Source organism: Sinimarinibacterium arenosum (assembly GCF_005047655.1).
GTDB lineage: Bacteria > Pseudomonadota > Gammaproteobacteria > Nevskiales > Nevskiaceae > Solimonas.
Window position 1 is genome coordinate 38,883 of record NZ_SUKF01000008.1, and the last position, 22,370, is coordinate 61,252.

At 64.8% G+C, this 22,370-nt stretch carries 22 protein-coding genes; 13 read left to right on the forward strand and 9 right to left on the reverse strand.

Annotation, left to right across the window (positions count from 1 at the left end):
• Positions 1-12: 12 nt before the first annotated feature.
• The 4 genes from E4T66_RS16005 to E4T66_RS16020 are packed head-to-tail and all read left to right on the forward strand — an operon-like array spanning position 13 to position 4,229.
• Positions 13-1,353, forward strand: a complete 1,341-nt coding sequence (locus tag E4T66_RS16005) for an ABC transporter substrate-binding protein (RefSeq protein WP_136850074.1) — start codon at positions 13-15, stop codon at positions 1,351-1,353.
• A gap of 14 nt (positions 1,354-1,367) precedes the next feature.
• Complete coding sequence (locus E4T66_RS16010; RefSeq protein WP_136850075.1) at positions 1,368-2,261, forward strand: carbohydrate ABC transporter permease; 894 nt, start codon at positions 1,368-1,370, stop codon at positions 2,259-2,261.
• Between the two features lie 2 nt (positions 2,262-2,263).
• Entirely contained in the window at positions 2,264-3,103 is an 840-nt protein-coding gene (locus tag E4T66_RS16015) for a carbohydrate ABC transporter permease (protein WP_136850076.1), read from the forward strand.
• 28 nt (positions 3,104-3,131) lie between these two features.
• Complete coding sequence (locus E4T66_RS16020) at positions 3,132-4,229, forward strand: ABC transporter ATP-binding protein (protein ID WP_136850077.1); 1,098 nt, start codon at positions 3,132-3,134, stop codon at positions 4,227-4,229.
• 24 nt (positions 4,230-4,253) lie between these two features.
• Here E4T66_RS16020 and E4T66_RS16025 read toward each other — a convergent pair whose 3' ends face one another.
• Positions 4,254-5,141: a DNA-formamidopyrimidine glycosylase family protein gene (locus E4T66_RS16025; RefSeq protein ID WP_136850078.1), complete on the reverse strand. Its 888-nt coding sequence runs from the start codon at positions 5,139-5,141 to the stop codon at positions 4,254-4,256.
• Between the two features lie 106 nt (positions 5,142-5,247).
• Here E4T66_RS16025 and E4T66_RS16030 point away from each other — a divergent pair, with 106 nt between their 5' ends.
• The 4 genes from E4T66_RS16030 to E4T66_RS16045 all read left to right on the forward strand — a co-directional run bounded on the left by E4T66_RS16030 (position 5,248) and on the right by E4T66_RS16045 (position 8,586).
• Entirely contained in the window at positions 5,248-6,540 is a 1,293-nt protein-coding gene (locus E4T66_RS16030) for a hemolysin family protein (RefSeq protein ID WP_136850079.1), read from the forward strand.
• Positions 6,541-6,758: 218 nt separating this feature from the next.
• Entirely contained in the window at positions 6,759-7,343 is a 585-nt protein-coding gene (locus E4T66_RS16035; protein ID WP_136850080.1) for a cytochrome b, read from the forward strand.
• Positions 7,343-7,966 carry a YceI family protein gene (locus E4T66_RS16040; protein WP_169577665.1) on the forward strand — a complete coding sequence of 208 codons (624 nt, stop codon included), beginning with the start codon at positions 7,343-7,345 and terminating at the stop codon, positions 7,964-7,966. Before E4T66_RS16035 ends, E4T66_RS16040 begins: the two co-directional genes overlap by 1 nt.
• Before the next feature lie 53 nt (positions 7,967-8,019).
• A complete protein-coding gene (locus E4T66_RS16045) occupies positions 8,020-8,586 on the forward strand; it encodes a YceI family protein (protein ID WP_136850082.1) in 567 nt (188 codons plus the stop codon).
• 68 nt (positions 8,587-8,654) lie between these two features.
• Here the strand turns inward: E4T66_RS16045 and E4T66_RS16050 are convergent, their stop codons facing one another.
• Positions 8,655-8,972 carry a hypothetical protein gene (locus E4T66_RS16050; RefSeq protein ID WP_136850083.1) on the reverse strand — a complete coding sequence of 106 codons (318 nt, stop codon included), beginning with the start codon at positions 8,970-8,972 and terminating at the stop codon, positions 8,655-8,657.
• A 106-nt stretch (positions 8,973-9,078) separates the two neighbouring features.
• Here E4T66_RS16050 and E4T66_RS16055 point away from each other — a divergent pair, with 106 nt between their 5' ends.
• The 3 genes from E4T66_RS16055 to E4T66_RS16065 all read left to right on the forward strand — a co-directional run bounded on the left by E4T66_RS16055 (position 9,079) and on the right by E4T66_RS16065 (position 13,797).
• Complete coding sequence (locus tag E4T66_RS16055) at positions 9,079-11,052, forward strand: M1 family metallopeptidase (RefSeq protein ID WP_136850084.1); 1,974 nt, start codon at positions 9,079-9,081, stop codon at positions 11,050-11,052.
• A 2-nt stretch (positions 11,053-11,054) separates the two neighbouring features.
• Entirely contained in the window at positions 11,055-12,059 is a 1,005-nt protein-coding gene (locus E4T66_RS16060) for a zinc-dependent alcohol dehydrogenase family protein (protein ID WP_248679758.1), read from the forward strand.
• 175 nt (positions 12,060-12,234) lie between these two features.
• Positions 12,235-13,797, forward strand: a complete 1,563-nt coding sequence (locus E4T66_RS16065) for a DUF4365 domain-containing protein (protein ID WP_136850085.1) — start codon at positions 12,235-12,237, stop codon at positions 13,795-13,797.
• Between the two features lie 29 nt (positions 13,798-13,826).
• Here the strand turns inward: E4T66_RS16065 and E4T66_RS16070 are convergent, their stop codons facing one another.
• The 4 genes from E4T66_RS16070 to E4T66_RS16085 form a co-directional block, all read right to left on the reverse strand.
• Positions 13,827-14,093 (reverse strand): hypothetical protein, encoded by a 267-nt coding sequence (locus E4T66_RS16070; protein ID WP_136850086.1) that lies wholly within the window; start codon positions 14,091-14,093, stop codon positions 13,827-13,829.
• A 12-nt stretch (positions 14,094-14,105) separates the two neighbouring features.
• Positions 14,106-15,233, reverse strand: coding sequence for an ATP-grasp domain-containing protein (locus E4T66_RS16075; RefSeq protein ID WP_136850087.1), 1,128 nt, complete (start codon positions 15,231-15,233; stop codon positions 14,106-14,108).
• A gap of 185 nt (positions 15,234-15,418) precedes the next feature.
• The gene (locus E4T66_RS16080) at positions 15,419-16,408 is read right to left on the reverse strand and encodes an MBL fold metallo-hydrolase (RefSeq protein ID WP_136850088.1); all 990 of its coding nucleotides are present in this window, start codon (positions 16,406-16,408) and stop codon (positions 15,419-15,421) included.
• 31 nt (positions 16,409-16,439) lie between these two features.
• A complete protein-coding gene (locus tag E4T66_RS16085) occupies positions 16,440-17,063 on the reverse strand; it encodes a TIGR04211 family SH3 domain-containing protein (protein WP_136850089.1) in 624 nt (207 codons plus the stop codon).
• Positions 17,064-17,228: 165 nt separating this feature from the next.
• On the opposite strand from E4T66_RS16085, the gene E4T66_RS16090 reads away from it, so the two are divergent.
• The gene (locus tag E4T66_RS16090) at positions 17,229-18,476 is read left to right on the forward strand and encodes an aminotransferase class I/II-fold pyridoxal phosphate-dependent enzyme (protein WP_136850090.1); all 1,248 of its coding nucleotides are present in this window, start codon (positions 17,229-17,231) and stop codon (positions 18,474-18,476) included.
• Positions 18,477-18,510: 34 nt separating this feature from the next.
• Here the strand turns inward: E4T66_RS16090 and E4T66_RS16095 are convergent, their stop codons facing one another.
• Both E4T66_RS16095 and E4T66_RS16100 read right to left on the reverse strand, forming a co-directional pair.
• A complete protein-coding gene (locus tag E4T66_RS16095) occupies positions 18,511-19,173 on the reverse strand; it encodes a hypothetical protein (RefSeq protein WP_136850091.1) in 663 nt (220 codons plus the stop codon).
• Positions 19,174-19,352: 179 nt separating this feature from the next.
• Complete coding sequence (locus E4T66_RS16100) at positions 19,353-19,571, reverse strand: hypothetical protein (RefSeq protein WP_136850092.1); 219 nt, start codon at positions 19,569-19,571, stop codon at positions 19,353-19,355.
• A 144-nt stretch (positions 19,572-19,715) separates the two neighbouring features.
• On the opposite strand from E4T66_RS16100, the gene E4T66_RS16105 reads away from it, so the two are divergent.
• Positions 19,716-21,824: an acetyl-CoA hydrolase/transferase C-terminal domain-containing protein gene (locus E4T66_RS16105; RefSeq protein WP_248679760.1), complete on the forward strand. Its 2,109-nt coding sequence runs from the start codon at positions 19,716-19,718 to the stop codon at positions 21,822-21,824.
• Positions 21,825-21,831: 7 nt separating this feature from the next.
• Here the strand turns inward: E4T66_RS16105 and E4T66_RS16110 are convergent, their stop codons facing one another.
• Entirely contained in the window at positions 21,832-22,356 is a 525-nt protein-coding gene (locus E4T66_RS16110) for an NUDIX domain-containing protein (RefSeq protein ID WP_136850094.1), read from the reverse strand.
• Between the last annotated feature and the right edge of the window lie 14 nt (positions 22,357-22,370).

Consider the following 22,370-nt stretch of genomic DNA (forward strand, 5'->3'; position numbering starts at 1 on the left):
AGCCCAGACGCGATGCGTTCACCCCGCGCCCCCAGGCCACACCGTCCCGTCCGCCGTCGCGCGGCGCGCGGCGCCGGTGCCGGATGGCGCGCCGTACCGCTCGCGCTGGGTCTGCTGCTGAGCTTCGCGGGCGGCGCGGCACAGGCGGCGGACCTGTCGATCTCCTGCGGCGCGCTGGGTCAGGAGCTGCGGCTGTGCCAGGACGCCGTCGACGCCTGGTCGCGCAAGACCGGGCATCGGGTGCAAGTGGTGTCGACGCCGAACTCGGCGACCGAACGTCTGGCGCTGTACCAGCAGATCCTGGCCGCGCGCTCGTCCGACATCGACATCATGCAGATCGACGTGGTCTGGCCCGGCACACTGGCACCGCATCTGGTCGATCTGTCCCAGTACATCGGGCCTGGAACCACCGCGACGCATTTCAAATCGCTGATCGACAACGACACCGTCGACGGCGCACTGGTGGCGATGCCGTGGTTCACCGACGCCGGCGTGCTGTTCTACCGCAAGGACCTGCTCGAGAAATACAACGAGCCAGTACCGAAAACCTGGACCGAGCTGACGCGCATCGCGCGCCGCATCCAGAACGCCGAACGCGCCGCCGGGCACGCGCGCATGCAGGGCTTCGTATTCCAGGCCAAGGGCTACGAAGGCCTCACCTGCAACGCGCTGGAATGGATCGACAGCTTCGGCGGCGGCACGCTGGTCGACGACCACGGCGCGATCACCGTCGACAACCCGCGCGCCGCGGCGGCGCTGGATCTGGCGGCGAGCTGGATCGGCGACATCGCCCCCGAAGGCGTGCTGAACTACGACGAGGAACAGAGCCGCGGCGTGTTCCAGTCCAGCAACGCCGTGTTCATGCGCAACTGGCCTTACGCCTGGGCGCTGGCCAATGCCGAAGACAGCCCGATCCGCGGTCAAGTGGGCGTCACCGCGCTGCCAGCCGGCGGTACCGACGGCCACCCCAGCGGCGTGCTCGGCGGCTGGCAGCTGGCAGTATCGAAATACTCGGCGCATCCGGCGCTGGCGGCGGATCTGGTGCGGCACCTGACCGCCGCGTCCGAACAGAAACGCCGCGCCGTCATCGGCGCCTACAACCCGACGATCCCGGCGCTGTACCGCGACCCCGAGGTTCTGGATGCGGTGCCGTTCTTCGGCCAGCTCTACACCAGTTTCGAGCACGCGGTGGCGCGGCCCTCGCGCATCACCGGCAGCAAGTACAACCGTGTCAGTGCCGCGTTCTACAACACCGTGCACGACATCCTCGCGCGCCGGCAGCCGGCGGAACCGCAGCTGCGGGCGCTGGCACAGCGCCGGCTGCAGCGCCTGTCGCGGGACGGCCAGTGGTGAGCCGGACCTCCGCAATGCCGGCGCCGCGCTCGCGGCTGGCACGCCAGCGCATCCGCGCCGCGTGGTGGATGCTGGCGCCGATGCTGATCGTGCTGCTGGGCGTCGCCGGCTGGCCGTTGGCGCGCACGATCTGGCTCGGCTTCACCGAAGCCGGTCTGGCTGACGTTGAAGCGCCGCGCTTCATCGGCCTGACCAACTATGTCTACCTGCTGCAGGACCCGGACTGGTGGCGCGCCGTGCGCAACACCGCCGTCTTCGCCGGTGCATCGGTCGCGCTCGAAACCGCGCTGGGACTGATCATCGCGCTATCGCTAAATGCGCACTTCCGCGGACGCGGCGCGCTGCGCGCTGCGATCCTGGTGCCGTGGGCGATCCCGACCGTGGTGTCGGCGCAGATGTGGCGCTGGATGTTCAACGACGTCTTCGGCGTGATCAATCATGTGCTGCTCGCGGTACACGCGATCGACACGCCCATCGCCTGGACCGCGTCGCCGGACACCGCGCTGCTGTCGATCATCCTGGTCGACGTCTGGAAGACCACGCCGTTCATGGCGCTGCTGCTGCTCGCCGGCCTGCAGATGCTGCCGCAGGAATGCTTCGAGAGCGCCAGGGTCGACGGCGTGCATCCGCTCAAGGTGTTCTTCCGCATCACCCTGCCGCTGCTGAAGCCCGCGCTGACCGTGGCGATCATCTTCCGCGTGCTCGACGCGCTGCGCGTGTTCGATCTGGTCTACGTCATCAGCGGCAACAACCGCGACACCATGTCGATGTCGGTCTACGCGCGCCAGCAGCTGGTCGATTTCCAGGACGTCGGCTACGGCTCGGCGGCCGCGACGCTGGTGTTCGCGATCATCGCGCTGTTCACGGTGATCTACCTGAGCGCGTCACGCGCCGGCCGGGAGCTCTGAGCATGCGTCGAACGCCGCAATACTGGATCGGTCGCCTCGCGTTCTGGCTGCTGCTCGCCGTCATCGCGTTCTACTCGGTATTCCCGTTCTACTGGGCCATCGTCACCTCGCTGAAATCCGGTTCGGCGCTGTTCAGCGTCGACGCGTGGCCGCAGCATCCGGCCTGGGACAACTATCGGGCGGTATTCCGCGAGCAACCGTTCGGCCGCAACATCCTCAACTCGATCATCGTTGCGGTCTCCACCGTCGTGCTGTCGCTGGCGCTGGCCGTCGCCGCCGCCTACGCACTGGGCCGCGTGCAGTTCCGCGGCCGTCGCCTGCTGTTGTTCGTCGTGCTCGGCGTGTCGATGTTTCCGCAGGTCGCGGTGCTGTCCGGCATGTTCGAGCTGATCCGCAGCCTCGGCCTGTACAACCATCTGCCGGCACTGACGCTGTCGTATCTGATCTTCACGCTGCCATTCACCGTGTGGGTGCTGACCACGTTCATGCGCGAGCTGCCGAAGGAACTCGAGGAAGCCGCGATCGTCGACGGCACCGGTCCGCTGACGATCGTCACGCACATCTTCCTGCCGCTGATGGGACCGGCACTGGTCACCACCGGCCTGCTCGCGTTCATCGCCGCGTGGAACGAGTTCCTGTTCGCGCTGACGTTCACGCTGTCGGGCGAGCAGCGCACCGTGCCGGTGGCGATCGCCCTGATCTCCGGCGCCAGTTCGCACGAGCTGCCGTGGGGCAACATCATGGCGGCCTCGGTGATCGTCACCGTGCCGCTGATCATTCTGGTGCTGGTATTCCAGCGCCGCATCGTCTCGGGTCTGACCGCCGGCGCGGTCAAGGGTTGAGACGCACGCGCAAGGAGAACCGCATCGCATGGCTGCGATCACGCTGGAGAACATCAGCAAGCGCTTTGGCCGCACCGAGGTCATCCGGGACGTCAGCCTGCGCGTCGACGACGGCGAGTTCGTCGTCTTCGTCGGCCCCTCGGGCTGCGGCAAGTCAACGCTGCTGCGCCTGATCGCCGGACTCGAGGACATCGACAGCGGGCGCGTGCTGTTCGACGGCGACGACGTCAGCACGCAGGCGCCGTCGGCGCGCGGCATCGCCATGGTGTTCCAGTCGTACGCGCTGTATCCGCACATGAGCGTCTACGACAACCTCGCGTTCGGCCTCAAGCTGGCGAAGGCCGAGCGCTCACAGCTCGATGCGCGCGTGCGCGAGGCGGCGCGCGTGCTGCAGATCGAGAACCTGCTGGAGCGCAAACCCAAGGAACTCTCTGGCGGCCAGCGTCAGCGGGTCGCCATCGGCCGCGCGATCGTGCGTTCACCGCGCGCATTCCTGTTCGACGAGCCACTGTCCAATCTCGACGCGGGGCTGCGCGTTCAGATGCGCATCGAGCTGGCGCGCCTGCATCGCCAGTTCGGCACCACGATGATCTACGTGACGCATGACCAGGTCGAGGCGATGACGCTCGCCAGCCGCATCGTGGTGCTGAACCAGGGCCGCGTGGAGCAGGTCAGCACGCCGCTGGACCTGTACCAGCAGCCGCGCAATCGCTTCGTTGCCGGCTTCATCGGTTCGCCGAAGATGAACTTCGTCGCAGGCACAGTCCTGCGCTGCGACGGCGATACCGTGCAGATCGATCCCGGTCGCGGCGCGCCGGTGCAGGCGCGTACGCCGGCGGCCGCCACGCTCACGCCCGGCGCCGCGATCACGCTGGGCCTGCGCCCCGAGCATCTGCAGCTCGGCACCACGGCCGATTCAACGCTTGAAGGCGAAGTTGTGGCGGTCGAACAGCTGGGCAGCGAGGCCTATGTCTATGTTGATGCCCCCGGCGGCGAGGAACCGCTGGTGATCCGTACCGACGACGTCAGCACCGTCCAGGTCGGCGCACATGTCCGCATCGGCGTTCCGGCCGATGCCGGCTATCTGTTCAATGCGGATGGCGAGGCACTGCCGCGGCTTGCATGACTGCGCGTGGCTCGCAGCGCGGGGTCAGCGTTCGAGATCGTCCAGCGACTTCGGCCAGCTGTCCTTGAGCAGACGCGACAGCGCGCGGTCGGCGAGGATGCGCCCTTCGGTCTGGCAGCCGGCGCAGTAGTTGGCCTCGCTGTCGGCATAGACGATGCGCTGCACCGGCGCGCCGCACACCGGACAGGGCTGACGGTAACGCCCATGCACCGCCATCTGCGGATGAAACGCCGTGACTTTCGGCGGCCAGTCATTCCGCGCCTCCGTACGCAGACGCTCGGTCCACTCGCGCAGCGTCGACTGCATGGCCTCGTACAGCGCGTGTTGTTCCTGCGGGGCCAGCACGGCGGCGCGCTTGAACGGTGACAGGCACGCGCGATGCAGGATTTCATCCGAGTACGCATTGCCGATTCCAGCGAACTCGGCCGGGTCGGTCAACGCGCGCTTCAGGGTGTGACGACTGCGCGCAAGTTGCGCACGGAAGGTTTCAAAATCCGCCGTGAGCGGTTCAAGGCCGCCGCGCTCGAACGCCTGCAATTGCGCGGCGCCTTCGACCAGATGCAAGGACGCGCGGCGCTTGCTGCCGGATTCGGTCAGCAGCAGCGTGCCGTGCTCGAAATCGAACGCCGCCAGACCGCCACTCTTGGGCAGCGCCGCGCCGGGCTTCTTCCAGTGCAACCGACCCAGCCGCATCAGATGAATCACCGCGTAGAGATCACCGCCGAAACGCAGCACCACGCGCTTGCCGATCCGATCGGTACCCAACAAGTGACGCCCGACGAAGTCAGCCGGCTGCGGGCTCACCGTGCGCAACACGAAAGGATTGCCGATGCGCAGCGCGCGCAAGGGCTGTGCAACGGCCTTGCGTTCGATGCATTCGAGATAGACGCTCAGATCCGGCAACTCGGGCATGGCAATCGGCCATCCGCTATCGACGGCGATCAGTCTAAACCGCCACACGCGGCATCCGGTGCACGGTTCACCCATCGGCGCGGGGCATCGGCCATACTGACTGACGATGCTCCTGAACCTCGCCATTGTCATCCTGCTGATCCTGCTCAACGGCATGCTTGCGATGTCCGAGCTGGCCGTGGTGTCGTCGCGACGCGCGCGCCTGCAGGCGATGAAGCGCCGCGGGGTTCACGGCGCCAGCGCCGCGCTGCAGCTCAAGCAACAGCTCGGTTCTTTGCTGAGCACCATCCAGATCGGCATCACCCTGATCGGCGTTCTCGCCGGCGCATTCAGTGGCGCCACACTGGCGAGTCCGCTGGCGCAGGCGCTGAGCGCATCCGGCGTTCTGCAGAACTACGCCGACGAGATTGCACTGGCTGTCGTCGTGAGCACGATCACGTATCTGTCGCTGATCGTTGGAGAGCTGGTGCCGAAGCAGATCGCCTTGCGCAATCCCGAGCGGATTGCCAGCGCAATCGCGCCCCTGATGCGCCGCCTGATGCGCCTGAGCTCACCGCTGGTGCGCCTGATGGATCTGTCCAGTACCGCGCTGCTGAAATTGTTGCCGTCGCATACGGGACCGACCACGCGCGTGACCGACGAGGAAATTCACGCCATCGTTGCCGAAGCCGCGTCGACCGGCGTCGTCGAGCCGGAGGAACGCATGATGATCGCCGCAGTGATGCGTCTGGCCGATCGCAGCGTGCGCGCGGTGATGACACCGCGACAGTATCTGGACTGGATCGATTTGGATGAACCGGTCGAACAACAGCGCGCGACGCTGCGCGCGAGCCAGCATTCGCGCTTGATCGCGGCGCGGGGCGATATCGACCAGTTCGTCGGCATCGTGTCGACCAAGCGCCTGCTCGACGCCCAGCTCGACGGCGGTACGGCCGTATTGCCGGCGGCCCACGTCGAGGACGCGCTGGTGCTGCCGGAAAGCGTGGCCGCCCTCGGCGCCATCGCCAAGCTCAAGCAGTCACCGATTCATGCGGCCATTGTGGTCGACGAATTCGGCAGCCTGCAGGGTCTGGTCACGGTGACTGACATCCTCTCGGCCATCGCCGGGGAGTTCGACCTTGATGAACCACCCCCAATGATGCAGCGCCGCAGCGACGGATCGTGGTGGGTCGATGGCGAGTTGTCCGCCGGCGAGCTGGCGGAGCGCCTGCAACTGGATCTGCCGGACCGGAATGCCTACGAAACCGTGGCGGGTCTGGTGCTGCAGCTGCTTGGGCATCTGCCCGAGCGGGGCGAAACCGTCGACCTGCCGCCGTGGCGCTTTGAAGTGCTGGAACTGGAGGGTCGACGCATCGACAAGCTCGGCATCCGTCGCCTGGACGCGACCACGTCGCGCTGAACCTTCCTGCATGCCTGGGCCGACAACGCCGCACCGGCTACGCGCGCCGTGCGTGAACCGCTCGACCCGCACAGCGACCGTCCGGCGTCGATCCTGTTCATCGCCGAGCCTGCACCGTTCCTGCGCATTCAGGCGGACTGAACGACCTTTTCAGAACATTTAGCTTTTCCGTCACCGTCGCGGCCCTCTAGCATGCGGGCTCGCCTCCGGGAACACCGATGAGCCGCCAGGACCCTTCTGACCTGCAGCGCTACAGTCTGACCGCCCAGCTCGGACACTGGCTGACCGCGCTGCTGCTGTGTGCGGCGTTCCCGATCGGCTTCTATATGGTCGAGCTGGCGCTGTCGCCGACCAAGCTGAAGCTGTTCTCGTATCACAAGTGGATCGGCGTCACGGTGTTCGCGCTGGTGCTGCTGCGCCTGCTCTGGCGCAGCGTGAGTCCGCCGCCGCCATCTCCGGCGATGCCGTCCTGGGCGCTGCGCACCGCACAGATCACGCATCGCTTGCTGTATCTGCTGCTGCTTGCGGTGCCGCTGAGCGGCTGGCTGATGAGTTCGGCCAAGGGCTTCCAGACGGTCTACCTGGCGCAGCTGCCGATTCCCGATCTGATCGGCAAGGATCCCGCGCTCGGCGCGGCGCTGGAATCGGTGCACTGGATACTGAACAAGATGCTGCTCGGCGCCATCACGCTGCACGTCGCCGCGGCACTGAAACATCACTTTGTCGATCGCGATGCCGTGCTGCTGCGCATGCTGCCGGCGCTGCGCCGCTCGACACCTCTTGCCGCCCACGGAGAACGATGATGCCCCCGTCGCAGGCCCCATCGCTGCCCCGATCGCAGGCCAGATTGCATCCCGGATGGCTGCGCCCGCTGATGCTGGCGCTGCCGCTGCTGGTCTTTGGCCACGGCGTCGAGGCGGCGCCGCGCGTGGTCGACTCCGGCGCCAGCCAGATCAGCTTCAGCGTCAAGCAGATGGGCGTTGCCGTCGACGGCCGCTTTACCCGCTACAGCGCCAGCATCGATCTGGATACCGAACACCCCGAACAGTCGAAGGCGCGCATCGAAGTCGACATCAGCAGCCTGGACACCGGCACGCCGGAGGCCGATGCCATCGCCATCGACACGCCGTGGCTGAACGCAAATGCGTTCCCCAAGGCGGTGTTTGAAAGCACGGCGGTGCGTTCGCTCGGACCCAACCGCTATCAGGCCGAAGGCCAGCTGACCATCCGCGGCAGCACGCGCGCGATCAGCGTGCCGTTCACCACCACCGCGCTGCCGGACGGCCGCCTGCGCGCCCAGGGCGAATTCACGCTGAACCGGACCGACTTCGGGATCGGCGGCGGCGAGTGGAACCAGGGCGATCTGGTAGCCGACGCCGTGCCCGTGCGCTTCAATCTGGTTCTGTCCCCGGCGCCGAGTCCCTGACGGCCCGGCGCTTCATCCACCATATCCACCACGCTTTCCTTGGAGAACCCACGATGAACAAGAAGATCCTGCTGCTGCCGCTGCTGGCCGCGTTCAGCGTCAGCGCCGCCGCCGCCGACACCTATGTGATCGAACCGACGCACACGTTTGCGAACTTCGAGATCAATCATCTGGGCTTCTCGACCTCACGCGGCCAGTTCGGCGGCACCTCCGGCACGCTGCATCTGGATCAGGCCAAGAAGACGGGCTCGGTGGAAGTCAGCTTCGATCTCACGCAACTCAACACCGGCGTGCCCAAGCTCGACGAGCATCTGCAGGGTCCGGATTTCTTCAACGTCGCGCAGTATCCGACCGCAACGTTCAAATCATCCAAGTTCAAGTTCGACGGCGACGCGCTGGTCGCGGTGGACGGCGAACTGACGCTGCACGGCGTGACCAAGCCGGTTAGTCTCGAAGTCACGGCATTCAAATGCGGTGAGCATCCGATGACGAAGAAGCCGCATTGCGGCGCGGACGCGGTGACCACGATCAAGCGCAGCGACTGGGGCGTCAGCGCCTACGTGCCCGCGGTGGGCGACGAGGTCAAGCTGGCCATCCAGGTGGAAGCAGACAAGCAGTAACCCGGTCAGGCGCCGGTGTCGGGGCGCGGACAACTTGTCCGCGCCCTTTTTGTTTTCAGCGTGTCCGCTTACTGGAAGCGACCGCCGACGATGTATTTCTTGTCCTCGTCGAGCGTGGCGAAGTAGCGGCTGTTGTTGAAACGCAGTTCCTTGGTCGACATCTCGCCCGGCAGGATCAGCTGCACGTCGGGATAGCTGCTGCGGAATTCCTCCGGTGTCGGGTGCTTGGCGATGAACGCATCGAAGCGCGACAGATCGGTGACATAGCCCGGTACCGGCTCCATGGCGGCAGATGGTCGTATCAGGTCGGGCAGGCAGGCGCTGAGGCCAAGCCCCAGCACACACGCCGCCAGCAGGCGCGCGCTTGGGAGAAATCGTTTGAACATGGTGCGGACTCCTGAAACATGGCGTTGTTCTCGATGGCCCTCGCAGCGTCGGGTTGCGTCAGGCCGGTCTCGTTACAATCGCGTAAGCCCTCGATCAAGGCAAGCCATGACATCGCCCATCGCACTGCGGATTCCCAACCCGCATCTGCTCAAACCCTTGCTCCGCTACTGCGCAACACTGTGCTGCGGCCTCACGCTGACGTCCTGCGCCAGTCAGGCGCCCGCGCCGCAGACAGCGCAGAACGCAACCCCCATTCCCCAACAGGCGCGCATCGTGGACCCACATTCCTACGCCAATACCGACGCCTTCATCACCCAGCGCATCGCGCTGGACCTGAGCGTGGATTTCGATCGTCACGTATTGAGCGGCAGCGCCGAGCTGACGCTGAGCCGCATCAACGGCGGTGCCGATACGCTGGTGCTGGACACGCGCGATCTGGAGATCAGCGCGGTCGAGACGGCCGAGCGTGAAGGCGCGTATCGCAGTACCTCGTACAGCCTCGCGCAAGCCGACCCGATTCTCGGCAGCGCGCTGCGCATCACCATGCCGCAGCAGGCAACGCGGGTCCGCATCTATTACACGACGCGTCCGCAAGCCTCCGGCCTGCAATGGCTGAGCCCGGCGCAGACCGCCGGCAAGCAGCAGCCGTTTCTGTTCACGCAGTCGCAGGCCATCCACGCGCGCAGCTGGATTCCATTGCAGGACACGCCGCGCGTGCGTGCGGCCTACGACGCGCGCATCAAGACGCCGCCGGGCCTGATGGCGGTAATGAGCGCGGAGAACCCGCAGGCGCTGAGCGCGGATGGTGAATACCGCTTCTCGATGCCGCAGCCGATTCCGTCGTACCTGATCGCACTGGCCGTGGGCGATCTGCGATATCAGGCGATGGGCCAGCGCACCGCCGTCTACGCCGAACCGTCGATGCTTGCGGCGGCCGCCGCCGAGTTCGAAGACACCGAAGCGATGCTGGAGCGTTGCGAGGCGATCTTCGGCCCGTATCGCTGGGGCCGCTACGATCTGCTGATCCTGCCGCCGAGCTTTCCCTACGGCGGCATGGAGAATCCGCGCCTGACCTTCGTCACGCCCAGCGTCATCACCGGCGACAAGTCGCTGGTGTCGCTGATCGCGCACGAACTCGCGCACTCGTGGTCCGGCAACCTCGTGACCAACGCGACCTGGAACGACTTCTGGCTCAACGAAGGCTTCACGGTGCATCTGACCAACCGCATCGTCGAAGAGGTCTTTGGTCTGGACGTCGCCCAGCAGGAACGTGCGATCGGCGCCAGCGACCTGAAACGCACGTTGTCCGAACTCGAACAGCCGCGCGACAAGACCCTGGTGCCCGAACTCGCCGGCCGCGATCCGGACGACAACGTCACCGACGTCCCCTACGAAAAGGGCGCGCTGTTCCTGGCATACCTGGAGCAGCAGTACGGTCGGCCGCGCTTCGATGAATTCCTGCGCGGCTGGTTCGACGCCCACGCGTTCCAGAGCGAAACCACCGCGGACTTCCGCGCATGGCTGGATCGCGAGCTGCTGCAAAAAACGCCCGGCGTCGTCAGCGCCGCGAAGATCGAAGAATGGATGACCAGCACCGAGATGCCCACGGACACGCCGTGGCCGCAGTCCACCGCGTTCGCCACGGTCGACGCTGCACGCGAGGCCTGGCTGTCCGGCAGCACACCGCTGGCCGAGATGGACACTGCGCACTGGTCGACGCGGCAGTGGGAGTATTTCCTCAACTCACTGCCGACACCGCTGCCTGCCGCGCAGCTCGCGGCACTGGATGAACGCTTCAACCTCAGCCAGACCACCAATCGCGTCATCGCCGCGCGCTGGTTCCGCGATGCGGCGCTGAGTCAGTACCAGCCGGCGTATCCGGCACTGCGCAAACACCTGAACAGCATCGGCCGCATGCTGCTGATCGAACCGGTCTACACCGCACTGGCAAAGACGCCGGACGGTCTGGCGCTAGCCGAGCAGATCTACGCCGAAGCGCGCAGCGGCTATCACCCGATCGCACAGACCTCGGTCGAGAAGATTCTGGCCAAGGCCCGCGCGGAGCAGGCAGGCCACTGACGATGACGACCGCGCGCGCCATGGTGCTGGAAGCCCCCGGCTCGCCATTGGTGCTGCGCGAACGTCCGCTGCCGCAACCCGGCCCGGGCGAAGTGCGGATTGAAGTCAGCACCTGCGGTGTCTGCCGCACCGACCTGCATCTGCTCGACGCCGAGCTGCCGGACATTCACTACCCGATCGTGCCGGGACACCAGATTGTCGGCCGCGTGCAGGCGCTCGGTCCGGGAGTCGATGCCGGCACATTGAAAATCGGCGACCGCGTCGGCGTGCCGTGGCTCGGTGGCACCTGCGGACACTGCGACTACTGCCTGCACGAACAGGAAAACCTCTGCGACGACGCGCAGTTCACCGGCTACCAACTGGACGGCGGTTACGCCACGCACTGCATCGCCAAGGCCGCGTACTGCCTGCCGCTGCCGGAGACGATGGACGATCAGGCGGTGGCGCCGCTGCTCTGCGGCGGCCTCATCGGCTATCGCTGCCTGCGCATGTGCGGCGACGCCAAGCGCATCGGCATGTACGGCTTCGGCGCTGCGGCGCATCAGATCGCCCAGGTCGCCATCTGGCAGCAGCGCGATGTCTACGCCTTCACCCGTGCCGGTGATACCACGACGCAGGCCTTCGCCCGCAGCCTCGGCGCCGTCTGGGCCGGAGAGTCCGGACAGACCCCGCCGCAGAAACTCGACGCCGCGATCCTGTTCGCGCCTGCGGGCGAGCTGGTACCCATGGCCTTACGCGCCGTGCGCAAAGGCGGCCGCGTCATCTGCGGCGGCATCCACATGAGCGACATCCCCAGCTTCCCCTACGACATCCTGTGGGGTGAACGCAGCGTGATGTCCGTCGCCAACCTCACCCGCGCCGACGGCCACGAGTTCCTGACGCTGGCCGCACAGGTGCCGGTGCAAACGCAGGTCACCGTATTCGCACTGGATGAAGCCAACGAGGCACTGGACGCGTTGCGTAATGGTCGCTTTGAAGGGGCTGCGGTGCTTGATATGCGGCGGTGAGTGTGCACGCTCGCTGATCAGAAAGACGCGCCAAATGAGTTCGGACCAATAGACTAATCAAAGGCCAGCCAAAGAAAGCTGAGCAACGGCCTGCGGGAACTCCGCTTATCGGGACAGCTGCACCAAAGAGCCGCGCTCAAGTAGTGTTATCGGCGTCAGCTGCAGAACGTCGACCATGGCTAAAAATCGCGCGAAAATCATCGGAGATCTGGGCGAAACCCTGGTTCAGGGCTTGCTCCAAGCCTACGAGTGGGAACCTAGAAAGGATGTCCCCGATGAAGGCTACGATTTCAACGTTGAGATTCCTGCGAGAGGAAAACATCCGTCTGAACGTTTCTTCGTACAAGTAAAGACCGCAGGTGTTCGACGCCCACTTGCTGATGGCTCTTGGGCACAACAGCTGAAGCTAAAGGACGTGCGTAGATACGATGCGTCCCGTCATCCTGTTTTTCTGTTCGCTGTTGATCTAAAGACCGAGACGATTCGCGCGCTCGACTATCATCATGAGGCTACCAAACAGCCCGGCGCTCTGACATTTCGATTCGCCGAACAGTCACAACTAGATCCCGAGCACTGTAGCGTCCTGGAGTGCGCCGTTCGCCTTGCATCAAGAGCACGAGACGCAAAGTACGCTTCTCCTGTCAGCATCCTTAAGTTGCGAAGTGACGACCTAGCTGCGCTCGACCATCGATTCAACGTGACCGGCGAAGTGGTCGCTGGGGTAGAACGATATCGAGTAGAGGTAAAACCAAAACATGCCGTCACCTTCCACTTCCGTCCCAAAAAAGTTCATGAAGATACTTTCCGCAAGGTAATTAAGTATGGAGGCTCCACAACTGTTGATATCGAAAATTTTTATGTCCCTGATTCCGAATTGTTCCGAAACATCGCACTAGATCAAGCGACGCTCCGCGTTGAAAATCAAGAGAAGCCAGTTCGAATTCGATTCGCCGCTGAGCAGTCCAATTCCTTCCTAGATGTCGACGCAACTGTCACTTTCGGGATAGCAGGTTCCCGAGTACAGATTGCTCATCCCAGACTTCCCTATCATTTTGAGTTCATTGTAGAAGACGATACCACCTCTTTGGATTTCAACTGGACCTTTAATGCAGCCTGTTGGGTCGGTCAACCCATACTGCAACTTTCATATTTTTCTCCGCTGTTCGCTTTTTCTGCCGGGCTAGCTCGCGGGGAAGATTTTGGGATTTACGTTGAGGTAGACGGCGTGTTCACAACCTTCGCCAGAGCTCCGAGCAACGAGAACATTACTTCCGCTGGCCGCTGGATGAATGAACTGCTTTCTGTGCTTACCAATCTACGAGAGGTATGTACCAAAGTCGCACCCGGATGGAGGTTCCCTGAGAACTTTTCGTACTCCGAGTCGGACAAGGAGGAATGGGCCGCATCCGCAGCTCTGCTGCGTGGCGCGCTTGTGACACAGCCGATCGTTACTGTTACGGCGGATATCGAACTCTCTCCGGAATATCAGTCTGTAATCCCAGATGAGTTATTTAGGGAAGCTACTTGGCGCTTGGCGTGTGAGTGGGGTGTCAGCGTTGGCAACGAGTGCCTCGGCGTCTTTGAGGTGTATCAATACCTTGTCGGTTATACGGCTAGTCAACCATTGCCCGGCAAGTTGCGTCTGACACCAAGCGATGGAGCACGGCATGAAGTCGCATTGCGTACCAGGTCCGTTGAGAAAACTGCAGATGTGTTTATCGCATTTGAGAGCATCTGAAGATTTCGATTCCCAGAGACCCTCCAGAACTAATAAGGTAATGCAGCATTCTCGTCGCCATGCCGAATTCCCATCGGCTGCCCCAACACCGGCAGCACCACATTTAAATCACGACATTCCCGCCTAACGTGGTCGAACACCGGCGCCAGATTGAACACCAGCGGTATCGGCCATATGGGCTGGATGAGGTCGCTGGTGAAATCGTCCCAATGCGTGAGCACCACCTGCTTGGCACCGAGGGATACGATGTCTGCCTGCTGTCCGCGTAGCGCACTCTCAATACTGCGTTGCGCCAATATTGGCGCCCCTCACTCCGTCTTCACCTCACTGTCCGCCTCTGCCAGCGCCCCCAGCAGGCAACAGGTCTGACCCACGGAAACCGGCGCGAATCCGCTGCCCGGTGTGCGCATGCCGACGACCTGGCCGTGGAACACGCGGGCGACGGCGCCGATGATTTCGTCGCGGTCTGCGAAGAAGCGGACGTCGTATTTCCATTCGCGGCCTTCGCGATCGACCACCGGATGCGGTGCGTAGCGCTGGGCGAGATAGGCGTCCGCCGGGAGTTCTGTGAGTTTCGGTCTGCTGATGCTTTTGCCGACGTAGACGCCGCGGCTGGCATGACCGCTGGCGGGCTTGAACACCCAGTTTGCGCGGTCGGCGTACCAGGCTTCGGCGGTGCGGCTCGCCATTGGCAGGGTTTCGGCAATGCGGAAGTTCATGCCACTGCGCTCGTCGCGCGCGAGGACAGGATCGTGCGACCAGTCCAGAAAGCGGCGCTTGTCGGCAATGGCTGCGTAAGCGGCTGGCGAGGGCGCAACCCGCGTGCTGCCTTCGTCCATCGCCCTGCGCACGGCGGCGTGGCGTTCTTCGCTGATGAGAAAGTCTGTGCTGCGCCAGTAGACGCAGTCGATGGGCTCGCCTTGGTGGCGCAGCCGGCCGGACTCGTAGTGCAGCTCCGCGGCGTCGATCAGGTGAACCGATGCGGCGTGGGGTCGCAGCAGTTCGGCAATCGCTTTCATCTCGGGATACAGGGCCTGTGCGGCAATGTCATCGTCGACGATGGCGAGCACCTGGGGCGATGAGCCCAGCAGATCCCGGTGGAACAGTTCGATCAAGCGCTCCTGCAGCACGCCGTGTTCCCAGTCTGCGCAGCACAGGTTGGTGTTGCGGTTGGCTTCCAGCGCCGTGAGCATACCGCCGGCATTGGTGTTGACCTCGATCAGGACCGGCCCCTCGGGCGTGGGGTGAACGTCGTAGCTCAGCAGCAGCGGGCGGCTGCGCTCGACGTCCGGCGTGGCGGCCGCGATCCGCTGCCACAGCACGCGCACGCCACTGGTGATGAGGCGCATGGCGGCGGGGGATAACGGGACCGGCTGGGTCAGCACCGGCAGTCCGAACGGTGCCGGTGATTCGATCTTGTCGTCGCAGCGGGTCATGGGCGGCACTCGACGCGTGAGCTGAGGGGGTTTGGATTGTATGCGCGGCGCGTCACGCCGGCGCTGCGTTCATCGGGCGTCGGTGCGTGTCGCCACACGCTGTAACCCGGTACGCCTGCAGACGCATCAGCTCAGCTAAGGGCCCGATCAGGCCGAGCCCCGTTTTGGCGTCGCCGCCGCGACACTCAGCGTGATGCGGACACGCGCTCGTCGCTGTGCCGGATGCCGATCGGCTGCCCCAGCACCGGCATCACGACATTGAGATCGCGGCGTGCCCGCTTAACGTAGTCAAACACCGGCGCCAGATTGACCACCAGCGGCATCGGCCGCAGCGGTTGATCCAGACCGCGGGTGAAATCATCCCAGTGCGTGAGCACGACTTGCTTGGCACCGACGGCATCGACGGTCTCGTGCAGATACTTGGGCAGATCACCGATCAGCGCGGCACCGAGGAACACGATGTCGGCCTGCTGACCGCGTAGCGCGCCTTCGACGTAGCCGGCGCTGCCGTGATGCAGCACACGGCCGGAGGGATGATCGATCAGGATCGAGTAGGCGCCGCCGAGGCGGTAGTCCAGGTAATGCGCGGGCGGTACCAGCGGCGCGGTGATGTCGCCAGTCGGGCGGCCACCGGTGGCGCCGGCATGGCGGCTGTCGAAGAAGCGGAGGGTGTAGCGGCCGACGGTGATCGGCTGTTGCGGCTGGATCACGCGGATCTGCGCTTCGTCCAGCCCGGCGCCACGGCCGACGTTGGCGGTGCTCTCGGAGCCGATCAGCAGCGCGCCGGTCTCGCGCGCGACGACGCCGGCGTCCATCGAATGGTCGAAGTGCGAGTGCGAGACCAGCACGGCGTCGAGGTGGGTGACGCCGGCACGCGCCAGCCACTCGCGGATCAGCGGTTCGTCCGGCTCGATCAGGGCATTGCGCGCCAGCGGCAGCACGCCGGGCGGGCGGCTGAAGAACGGATCGATCAGCAACGACTGCTCGCCGTCGCTCAGCAGCAACGCGGTGGTGCCGTACCAACGCGCAGTGAGCATGCCGGGGCGGGATACCGCGGGCGCCGCCTGATGCTGCTCGATCAGCGCCAGATCACGTTGCGGGCGCAGCCACAGCAGCCACGCCGCGACGGCGGCGAGGATCAGCACGACCACGACGGCGATGCGGCGCCAGTTCATCGAAGGTCTCCGGGGCCGCAGCAGCTTTGGTCTAGAACTCGCTGTAGCGACGACGACGGCCGGTGCGGCCGAGCCACGGCAGGATCAGGCCGCCGAGCACACCGGCGCCGATCAGACCGGCACTGGTGAGCATGGTCTTGCGGCGCGCCTTCTGCTCGTTGAAGCGGGCCTTGACCTCTTCGCTGGCACGCTGCAGTTCGGCGATCTCGCCCTTGAGGCGGTCGTTGTCCTGTGCCAGTTCCAGCGCCGGGCGGGCCTTGTCCAGGCTGCCCTGCGCCTGACCCAGCGCCTGTTCGAGTTCCTTGATCCGCGCCTCGGCGGTGTTCAGCGCCTGCTTGGTGCTGTCGAGCTGGTCCTTGGCCGCAGGCTCGTCAGACAGGAAGCGCGCGGTGATCCAGCCTTCGGTCCCGGAAGCGGTGCGCACGCGCGCGAAACTCTCGGGCCCCAGGGACTCCAGCACGGTGACGCGGTCGCCGCTCTTGATGACGCCGAGGTAGCCGCCGTCGTTGCGCGGGGCGTCGCGCACGGTCACGCTGATTTCGTCGTCGATGTATTGGGTCTTTTCAGCAGCATGTACGGCCGGGGCAAGCACGGCGGACAGCAGCAGGGGGAGGGAGAAAAGGCTTGCGGTGTGACGGTGTAAGCGAAATTTCATAGCCGGGCGAGTCTAACAACGCATGGCGCTCAGGAACACCGGAAATTCCCGCGCATCGCTCCATGCTGAAAATTCGTCAGTCCTTGATCGGGATCAAGTCTTTTGATTCAGCTCCGGTTCATAGTGAGCCCATAACACGCGGTGCGGCATGCGAGGAGACGCATCATGAAACCAGTTCCGGCGCAATTTGATCCGGTCGAAGCGATGGCGCGTGCGCGTCACGAATTTGGCGAGCACGGCGGCGTCAATCTGTCGATCGAGGCAAGCACCACGTTCACGGTGATGCATGCCGAGGTCATGCCCGAGATCTTCCAGGGCCGGCGCGGACCGGACAGCGGCGGCTGCTATCTGTACGGGCGCCACTTCAATCCGACGGTGTACGCACTGGGCCATCAGCTCGCCGCGATGGAGGGCGCCGAGGCCGGCTACTGCACGTCCAGCGGCATGGGCGCCATTGCGGCGGCGCTGCTGCAGCTGTGTGGTCATGGCGATCACATCGTCGCCAGCGACACGATCTACGGCGGCACTTACGCGTTGCTCAACGATTACCTGCGCGAGAAGTCCGGGATCGTCACCGACTTCGTCGACATTTCCGATCTGGCCGCGGTCGAGCGCGCCTGCGGCAATGGCACCCGAGTGCTGTACGCCGAAGGCATCGCCAACCCGACCTTGAAGGTCGCGGACATTCCGCGGCTGGCGGAGATCGCCCACCGTCACGACGCGATGCTGGTGATCGACAACACCTTCAGTCCGCTGATCCTCAGCCCGCTGCAGCTCGGCGCCGACGTGGTCGTGCACAGCCTGACCAAGTTCATCAGCGGCGCCTCCGACATCGTGGCCGGCGCCGTGCTGGGCCGCACGGCGTTCATCCAGCAGCTGATGGATCTGCACACCGGTTCGCTGATGCTGCTGGGGCCGACGATGGACCCGCACCAGGCGTTCGAGCTGAGCCTGCGCCTGCCACATCTGGCGTTGCGTGTGGCCGAGCACAGCCGTCGCGCCAAGGTGTTTGCCGAACGCATGGCGGCTCAGGGTGTGCCGGTGATCTATCCCGGCCTGCACACGCACCCGGGCCATGCGCTGCTGTCACAGATGGCGCATACCGACTACGGCTGCGGCGGGGTGCTGTGCATCGACCTGGAAACCCGCGCGCGCGCGGACGATTTCATGGAGCTGCTGCAGAACCGCTATCGCTTCGGCTACATGGCCGTCAGCCTGGGCTATTTCGATACGCTGATGTCGTGCTCGGGGGCTTCAACCTCCAGCGAGCTGTCGGCCGAGGCTCGCGACCGCGCTGGCATCAGTCCAGGTCTGGTGCGGCTGTCGATCGGCATCACCGGGGGGCTGGAGCAGCGCTGGGCGCAGCTAGATGCGGCGCTCAGCGATGTCGGTCTGATCGTTCGTTCGACGTGATCCGGCGCGCTGCATGAACCGGCATGAATACCCGCTAGCCGCACAAGCGCAGCTTGGGCCGGCGTCGCTGCATCAGTCCGGAGACGAACTCGCTGAGCTCGGCCAGTTCCTGCAGCGACAGAAAATGCATTTCAAAGCTGCCCAGCGCGGCGTCGGGCTGCAAGGTCACGGTGACCGTGCTGCTGCTGGGCATGCGGGTCTCGGTTTGATCCAGCGCGTCCCACGGCCGACGCGCCTGCAGCGTGCGGCCGGCTCGATGCACTTCCTGCGTCGAGAAGCCGCAGCGATCGAAACAGTCGACCACGTCACTCAACAGCTCACGGTAGGCCGCGGCATCACGGCGCGCGGCGTTCAGCGCCACGCGGTATGGCTCGACCACGCGCCGCTGCAGATCGTGCGCGGCAGAGCGGACGTCGCGCAGCATCGAGAGGCGCGAGTGAATGGCCTGGCTGTAACTGCGCCGCTCGCCAAAGGCTTCAACCACCGGCCAGTCGCTGGCCTGGACAATCATGTCGCTGCCACGCCGGCTCGCCGTCAGGCAGCCGCGTTCCGGGGTCCAGAGGTGAATCAGGTCGATGCCGTCGTCGGCACGCCGGGCGCTGTAACCGTCGCCCAGTTCCATGCAGATCAAGCGGCAATAGGTTTCCAGATCAGGCTCGGCTGCCAGCCGCACCACGGTCGCATTCGTCGCATCCATGATCTGACCCTCGCAGGGACCCTTGCGGGTCGACGCAGATCAGTCTGGCGTGAGGCCGTTGGGCAGCAAGAGCGGTTTGGACCAGCGGGCGCTATTGGGGTGGCAACGGCGCGTCAGCCGACCAGCGGCAGCGGGCGCCGAGCACCCGGTCAGGACAGGGTGATGCCGTTGCTGCGGTGTCAGTGCACTTTGCGCGACTTGCCGGCGCGACGTTCGGCGTCCGGCTGCACCCTGCCACCGCCGTTGACATTGCCGCGGCCGTTACGGCCTCCGAAGCTCCAGGGCTCGGGTTTGCGCAATTTCTGTTTGAATGCGCCTTTGGTTTCATCCGGCGCGCCGGCTTCCGTGTCGGCTTCCGGCGCAGGAACTTTGGACTCAGGCTTTTTCGTGGACGTCATGGCTGTCTTGAACCGCTATGGGGTCGTCGCGCGGCGACGAATGCCCGGCATTCTAGGGCCTGTCGAGCCGCAATACATCGTATCCAGCGAGGATCAGGGATGAGGGTTACCACACCAGTCGTTCACCATACTGTTGACACAGTTGTGGACGAGATTCTGCGCCGCATCGGCAAGGACATCCGCCTGGGTCTTTCGCTGGGTCTGGGCAAGCCGGTCGAGCTGGTCAATGCGCTGTATCGTCGGGCCTGCGCCGATCCTTCGATCAAGCTGACGATTCTGAGTGCGCTGTCGCTGGAAAAACCCAGCGGGGCCAGTCCGCTGGAGCGCGCCTTTCTGCAGCCGTTCGTGGACCGCGTGTTCGCCGGCGTGCCGGACCTCGAATACGTGCGCGCGCAGCGCGACGGCAGCCTGCCGGCGAATGTCGAAGTCTGCGAATTCTTCTTCCGTCCCGGCAGCATGCTCGGCAACGCGCGCGCGCAGCAGAACTACATCAGCACCAACTACACCTTCGCCGCACGCGATGTGTTCGACCGCGGCTGCAATGTGGTGACGCAGATCGTATGCAAACGCGTGGTCGACGGCCGCACTTTCTTTAGCCTGTCGTGCAATCCGGACACCTCGCTGGAGCTGGCGCAACGGCTTGAGGAATCCGGGCGCCCTTACCTTGCGATCGCGGAGATCAACCAGAATCTGCCGTACATGGCCAACGACGCCGAAGTGCCGGACACGCTGTTTGATCTGGTGATCGACGATCCCAGCTGCACCACGCCTTTGTTCTCGACACCGAAGATGCCGGTGACGACGCCCGACGTCATGATCGGACTCGCGGCGAGCGCGCTGGTGCGTGACGGGGGCACGTTGCAGATCGGTATCGGTTCACTCGGCGACGCGATCGTCGATGCGTTGAAGCTGCGGGACGCAGATACGGCAAGTTATCGCGATGCACTGGCAGCCTCCGGCGTCGCCCGCGACAGCGCCGAGCTGATTGAGGCCATTGGTGGAACCGGGCCGTTCGAGCAGGGCCTGTACGGTGCGACCGAGATGTTTGTTGACGGGTTCTGGCATCTGCTGCGTGCCGGCATCCTGCGCCGGCGAGTCTACGATTTCTGGGCGCTGCAGCAGTTGATCAACGACGGCCGCTGCAAGCCCGAGGCACTGGACCCCGTGGTGCTGGAGCACATGGAGTCGCTGGGCGTGCGCGTGATCCGCACGCAGGACTTCGAGTGCCTGCAGCATCACGGCTTCTTCACCGACGACACACGCTACCAACATGGCTACATCGTCGCGCCGGACGGCGAACGCGCGGTGGCCAATGTGGCCGACCCGACGGCGCGTGCGCTGATGGCGCGCTGCATGGGTACGGCGCTGCGTCGCGGCATCGTGTTGCACGGGGGTTTCTTCCTCGGTCCGCGTGCGTTTTACGACGGCCTCAACGCGATGACGCAGGCCGAGCGCGACGCCATCTGCATGACCGGGGTGAACAAGATCAATCAGCTCGACGTCAATCCGCGGCTGTACCAGCACCAGCGGCGTGACGCGCGCTTCATCAACACCGGCATGATGGCAATGCTGTCCGGCGCGGTGGTGTCGGACGGTCTGGACGATCTGCGCGTGGTCTCCGGCGTTGGCGGTCAGTACAACTTCGTTGCGATGGCGCATCAGCTGCGCGACGGTCGTTCGATTCTGCTGGTGCGTGCGGTGCGCGACACCAATGGCGACAGCAACATCGTCTTCAACTACGGCCACACCACGATCCCGCGTCACCTGCGCGATATCGTCATCACCGAATACGGCATTGCGCAGCTGCGTGGGCGCAGTGACAGCGAAGTCGCGAAGGCGCTGATCAACATCGCGGACTCACGTCATCAGCCGTCACTGCTGGCACGCGCGCAACAGGCCGGCAAGATCGAACGCGGTTATCAGGTCCCCGAACGCCATCGCAACAACACGCCGGAGCGACTTGAGGCAGCGCTGGCACCGTTCCGGGCACGCGGCCTGTTTCCGGCCTTTCCGCTGGGCTGCGACTTCACCGACGAAGAGTTGATGCTGGCCAAGGCACTGAAGGCCGTGAAGGCACGTGCCGAGTCCACGCCGAAGTGGAAGCTGTTGCTGACGCATCTGCTGCACGGCCGCAGGGAAGCGCCAACCGAGATGCGCCATCACTTGCGCAGACTGAATCTGGAAGCACCGAAGACCTTGCAGGACGGCATCGCCCGCACGCTGCTGCTGCAGGCGCTAGCTGGCACCGCGTGATCGCAGCTCAGCTGCGTGTGGGCAGTTCCATCGGCTGCGGATCATGGCCTTGTGCGAGCAACCAGTCGCGCAAGGCCAGTCCGGTTGCCGCAGGCCAATAGCGCGCGCTTGCCGGCGCGATCCGCTTGAACTCGGAGAGTTCTTCGTTCAGCACGATCTCGCCTTCACCGATGACGTGGTAGGCGATGATCAGCTGGTTCATGCGCTCGAAGGTGTAATGGCCGATGAAGCTCGGGCTGTGCGCCTGCAAGCCCAGCTCTTCGTTGACCTCGCGCAGCACCGCTTCGGCCGGGTCTTCGTTGCGTTCCAGAAAGCCGGTGATCAGGCCAAAGAACCGTGTCGGCCACAGGGCGTTGCGCGCCAGCACGATGGCACCGTCGTGTTCCACCACCGCGGCAACCACCGGTGTCGGATTGTCCCAGTGCACATACCCGCAGGCCTGGTTGGGGCAGCTGTGGCGGACGAAGCCGCCCTGTTCGCGCGGGATCAGCGCCGTGGCGCAGCGGGGACAGAACTGGAACGCAGACGACATGGCATCACCGACAG

What these genes read in the sequence shown, in the direction of transcription:
- E4T66_RS16005 (WP_136850074.1), top strand. Translation starts at nt 13, where the DNA reads ATGCGTTCACCCCGCGCCCCCAGGCCACACCGTCCCGTCCGCCGTCGC.
- E4T66_RS16010 (WP_136850075.1), top strand. Translation starts at nt 1,368, where the DNA reads ATGCCGGCGCCGCGCTCGCGGCTGGCACGCCAGCGCATCCGCGCCGCG.
- E4T66_RS16015 (WP_136850076.1), top strand. Translation starts at nt 2,264, where the DNA reads ATGCGTCGAACGCCGCAATACTGGATCGGTCGCCTCGCGTTCTGGCTG.
- E4T66_RS16020 (WP_136850077.1), top strand. Translation starts at nt 3,132, where the DNA reads ATGGCTGCGATCACGCTGGAGAACATCAGCAAGCGCTTTGGCCGCACC.
- E4T66_RS16025 (WP_136850078.1), bottom strand. Translation starts at nt 5,141, where the DNA reads ATGCCCGAGTTGCCGGATCTGAGCGTCTATCTCGAATGCATCGAACGC.
- E4T66_RS16030 (WP_136850079.1), top strand. Translation starts at nt 5,248, where the DNA reads ATGCTCCTGAACCTCGCCATTGTCATCCTGCTGATCCTGCTCAACGGC.
- E4T66_RS16035 (WP_136850080.1), top strand. Translation starts at nt 6,759, where the DNA reads ATGAGCCGCCAGGACCCTTCTGACCTGCAGCGCTACAGTCTGACCGCC.
- E4T66_RS16040 (WP_169577665.1), top strand. Translation starts at nt 7,343, where the DNA reads ATGCCCCCGTCGCAGGCCCCATCGCTGCCCCGATCGCAGGCCAGATTG.
- E4T66_RS16045 (WP_136850082.1), top strand. Translation starts at nt 8,020, where the DNA reads ATGAACAAGAAGATCCTGCTGCTGCCGCTGCTGGCCGCGTTCAGCGTC.
- E4T66_RS16050 (WP_136850083.1), bottom strand. Translation starts at nt 8,972, where the DNA reads ATGTTCAAACGATTTCTCCCAAGCGCGCGCCTGCTGGCGGCGTGTGTG.
- E4T66_RS16055 (WP_136850084.1), top strand. Translation starts at nt 9,079, where the DNA reads ATGACATCGCCCATCGCACTGCGGATTCCCAACCCGCATCTGCTCAAA.
- E4T66_RS16060 (WP_248679758.1), top strand. Translation starts at nt 11,055, where the DNA reads ATGACGACCGCGCGCGCCATGGTGCTGGAAGCCCCCGGCTCGCCATTG.
- E4T66_RS16065 (WP_136850085.1), top strand. Translation starts at nt 12,235, where the DNA reads ATGGCTAAAAATCGCGCGAAAATCATCGGAGATCTGGGCGAAACCCTG.
- E4T66_RS16075 (WP_136850087.1), bottom strand. Translation starts at nt 15,233, where the DNA reads ATGACCCGCTGCGACGACAAGATCGAATCACCGGCACCGTTCGGACTG.
- E4T66_RS16080 (WP_136850088.1), bottom strand. Translation starts at nt 16,408, where the DNA reads ATGAACTGGCGCCGCATCGCCGTCGTGGTCGTGCTGATCCTCGCCGCC.
- E4T66_RS16085 (WP_136850089.1), bottom strand. Translation starts at nt 17,063, where the DNA reads ATGAAATTTCGCTTACACCGTCACACCGCAAGCCTTTTCTCCCTCCCC.
- E4T66_RS16090 (WP_136850090.1), top strand. Translation starts at nt 17,229, where the DNA reads ATGAAACCAGTTCCGGCGCAATTTGATCCGGTCGAAGCGATGGCGCGT.
- E4T66_RS16095 (WP_136850091.1), bottom strand. Translation starts at nt 19,173, where the DNA reads ATGGATGCGACGAATGCGACCGTGGTGCGGCTGGCAGCCGAGCCTGAT.
- E4T66_RS16100 (WP_136850092.1), bottom strand. Translation starts at nt 19,571, where the DNA reads ATGACGTCCACGAAAAAGCCTGAGTCCAAAGTTCCTGCGCCGGAAGCC.
- E4T66_RS16110 (WP_136850094.1), bottom strand. Translation starts at nt 22,356, where the DNA reads ATGTCGTCTGCGTTCCAGTTCTGTCCCCGCTGCGCCACGGCGCTGATC.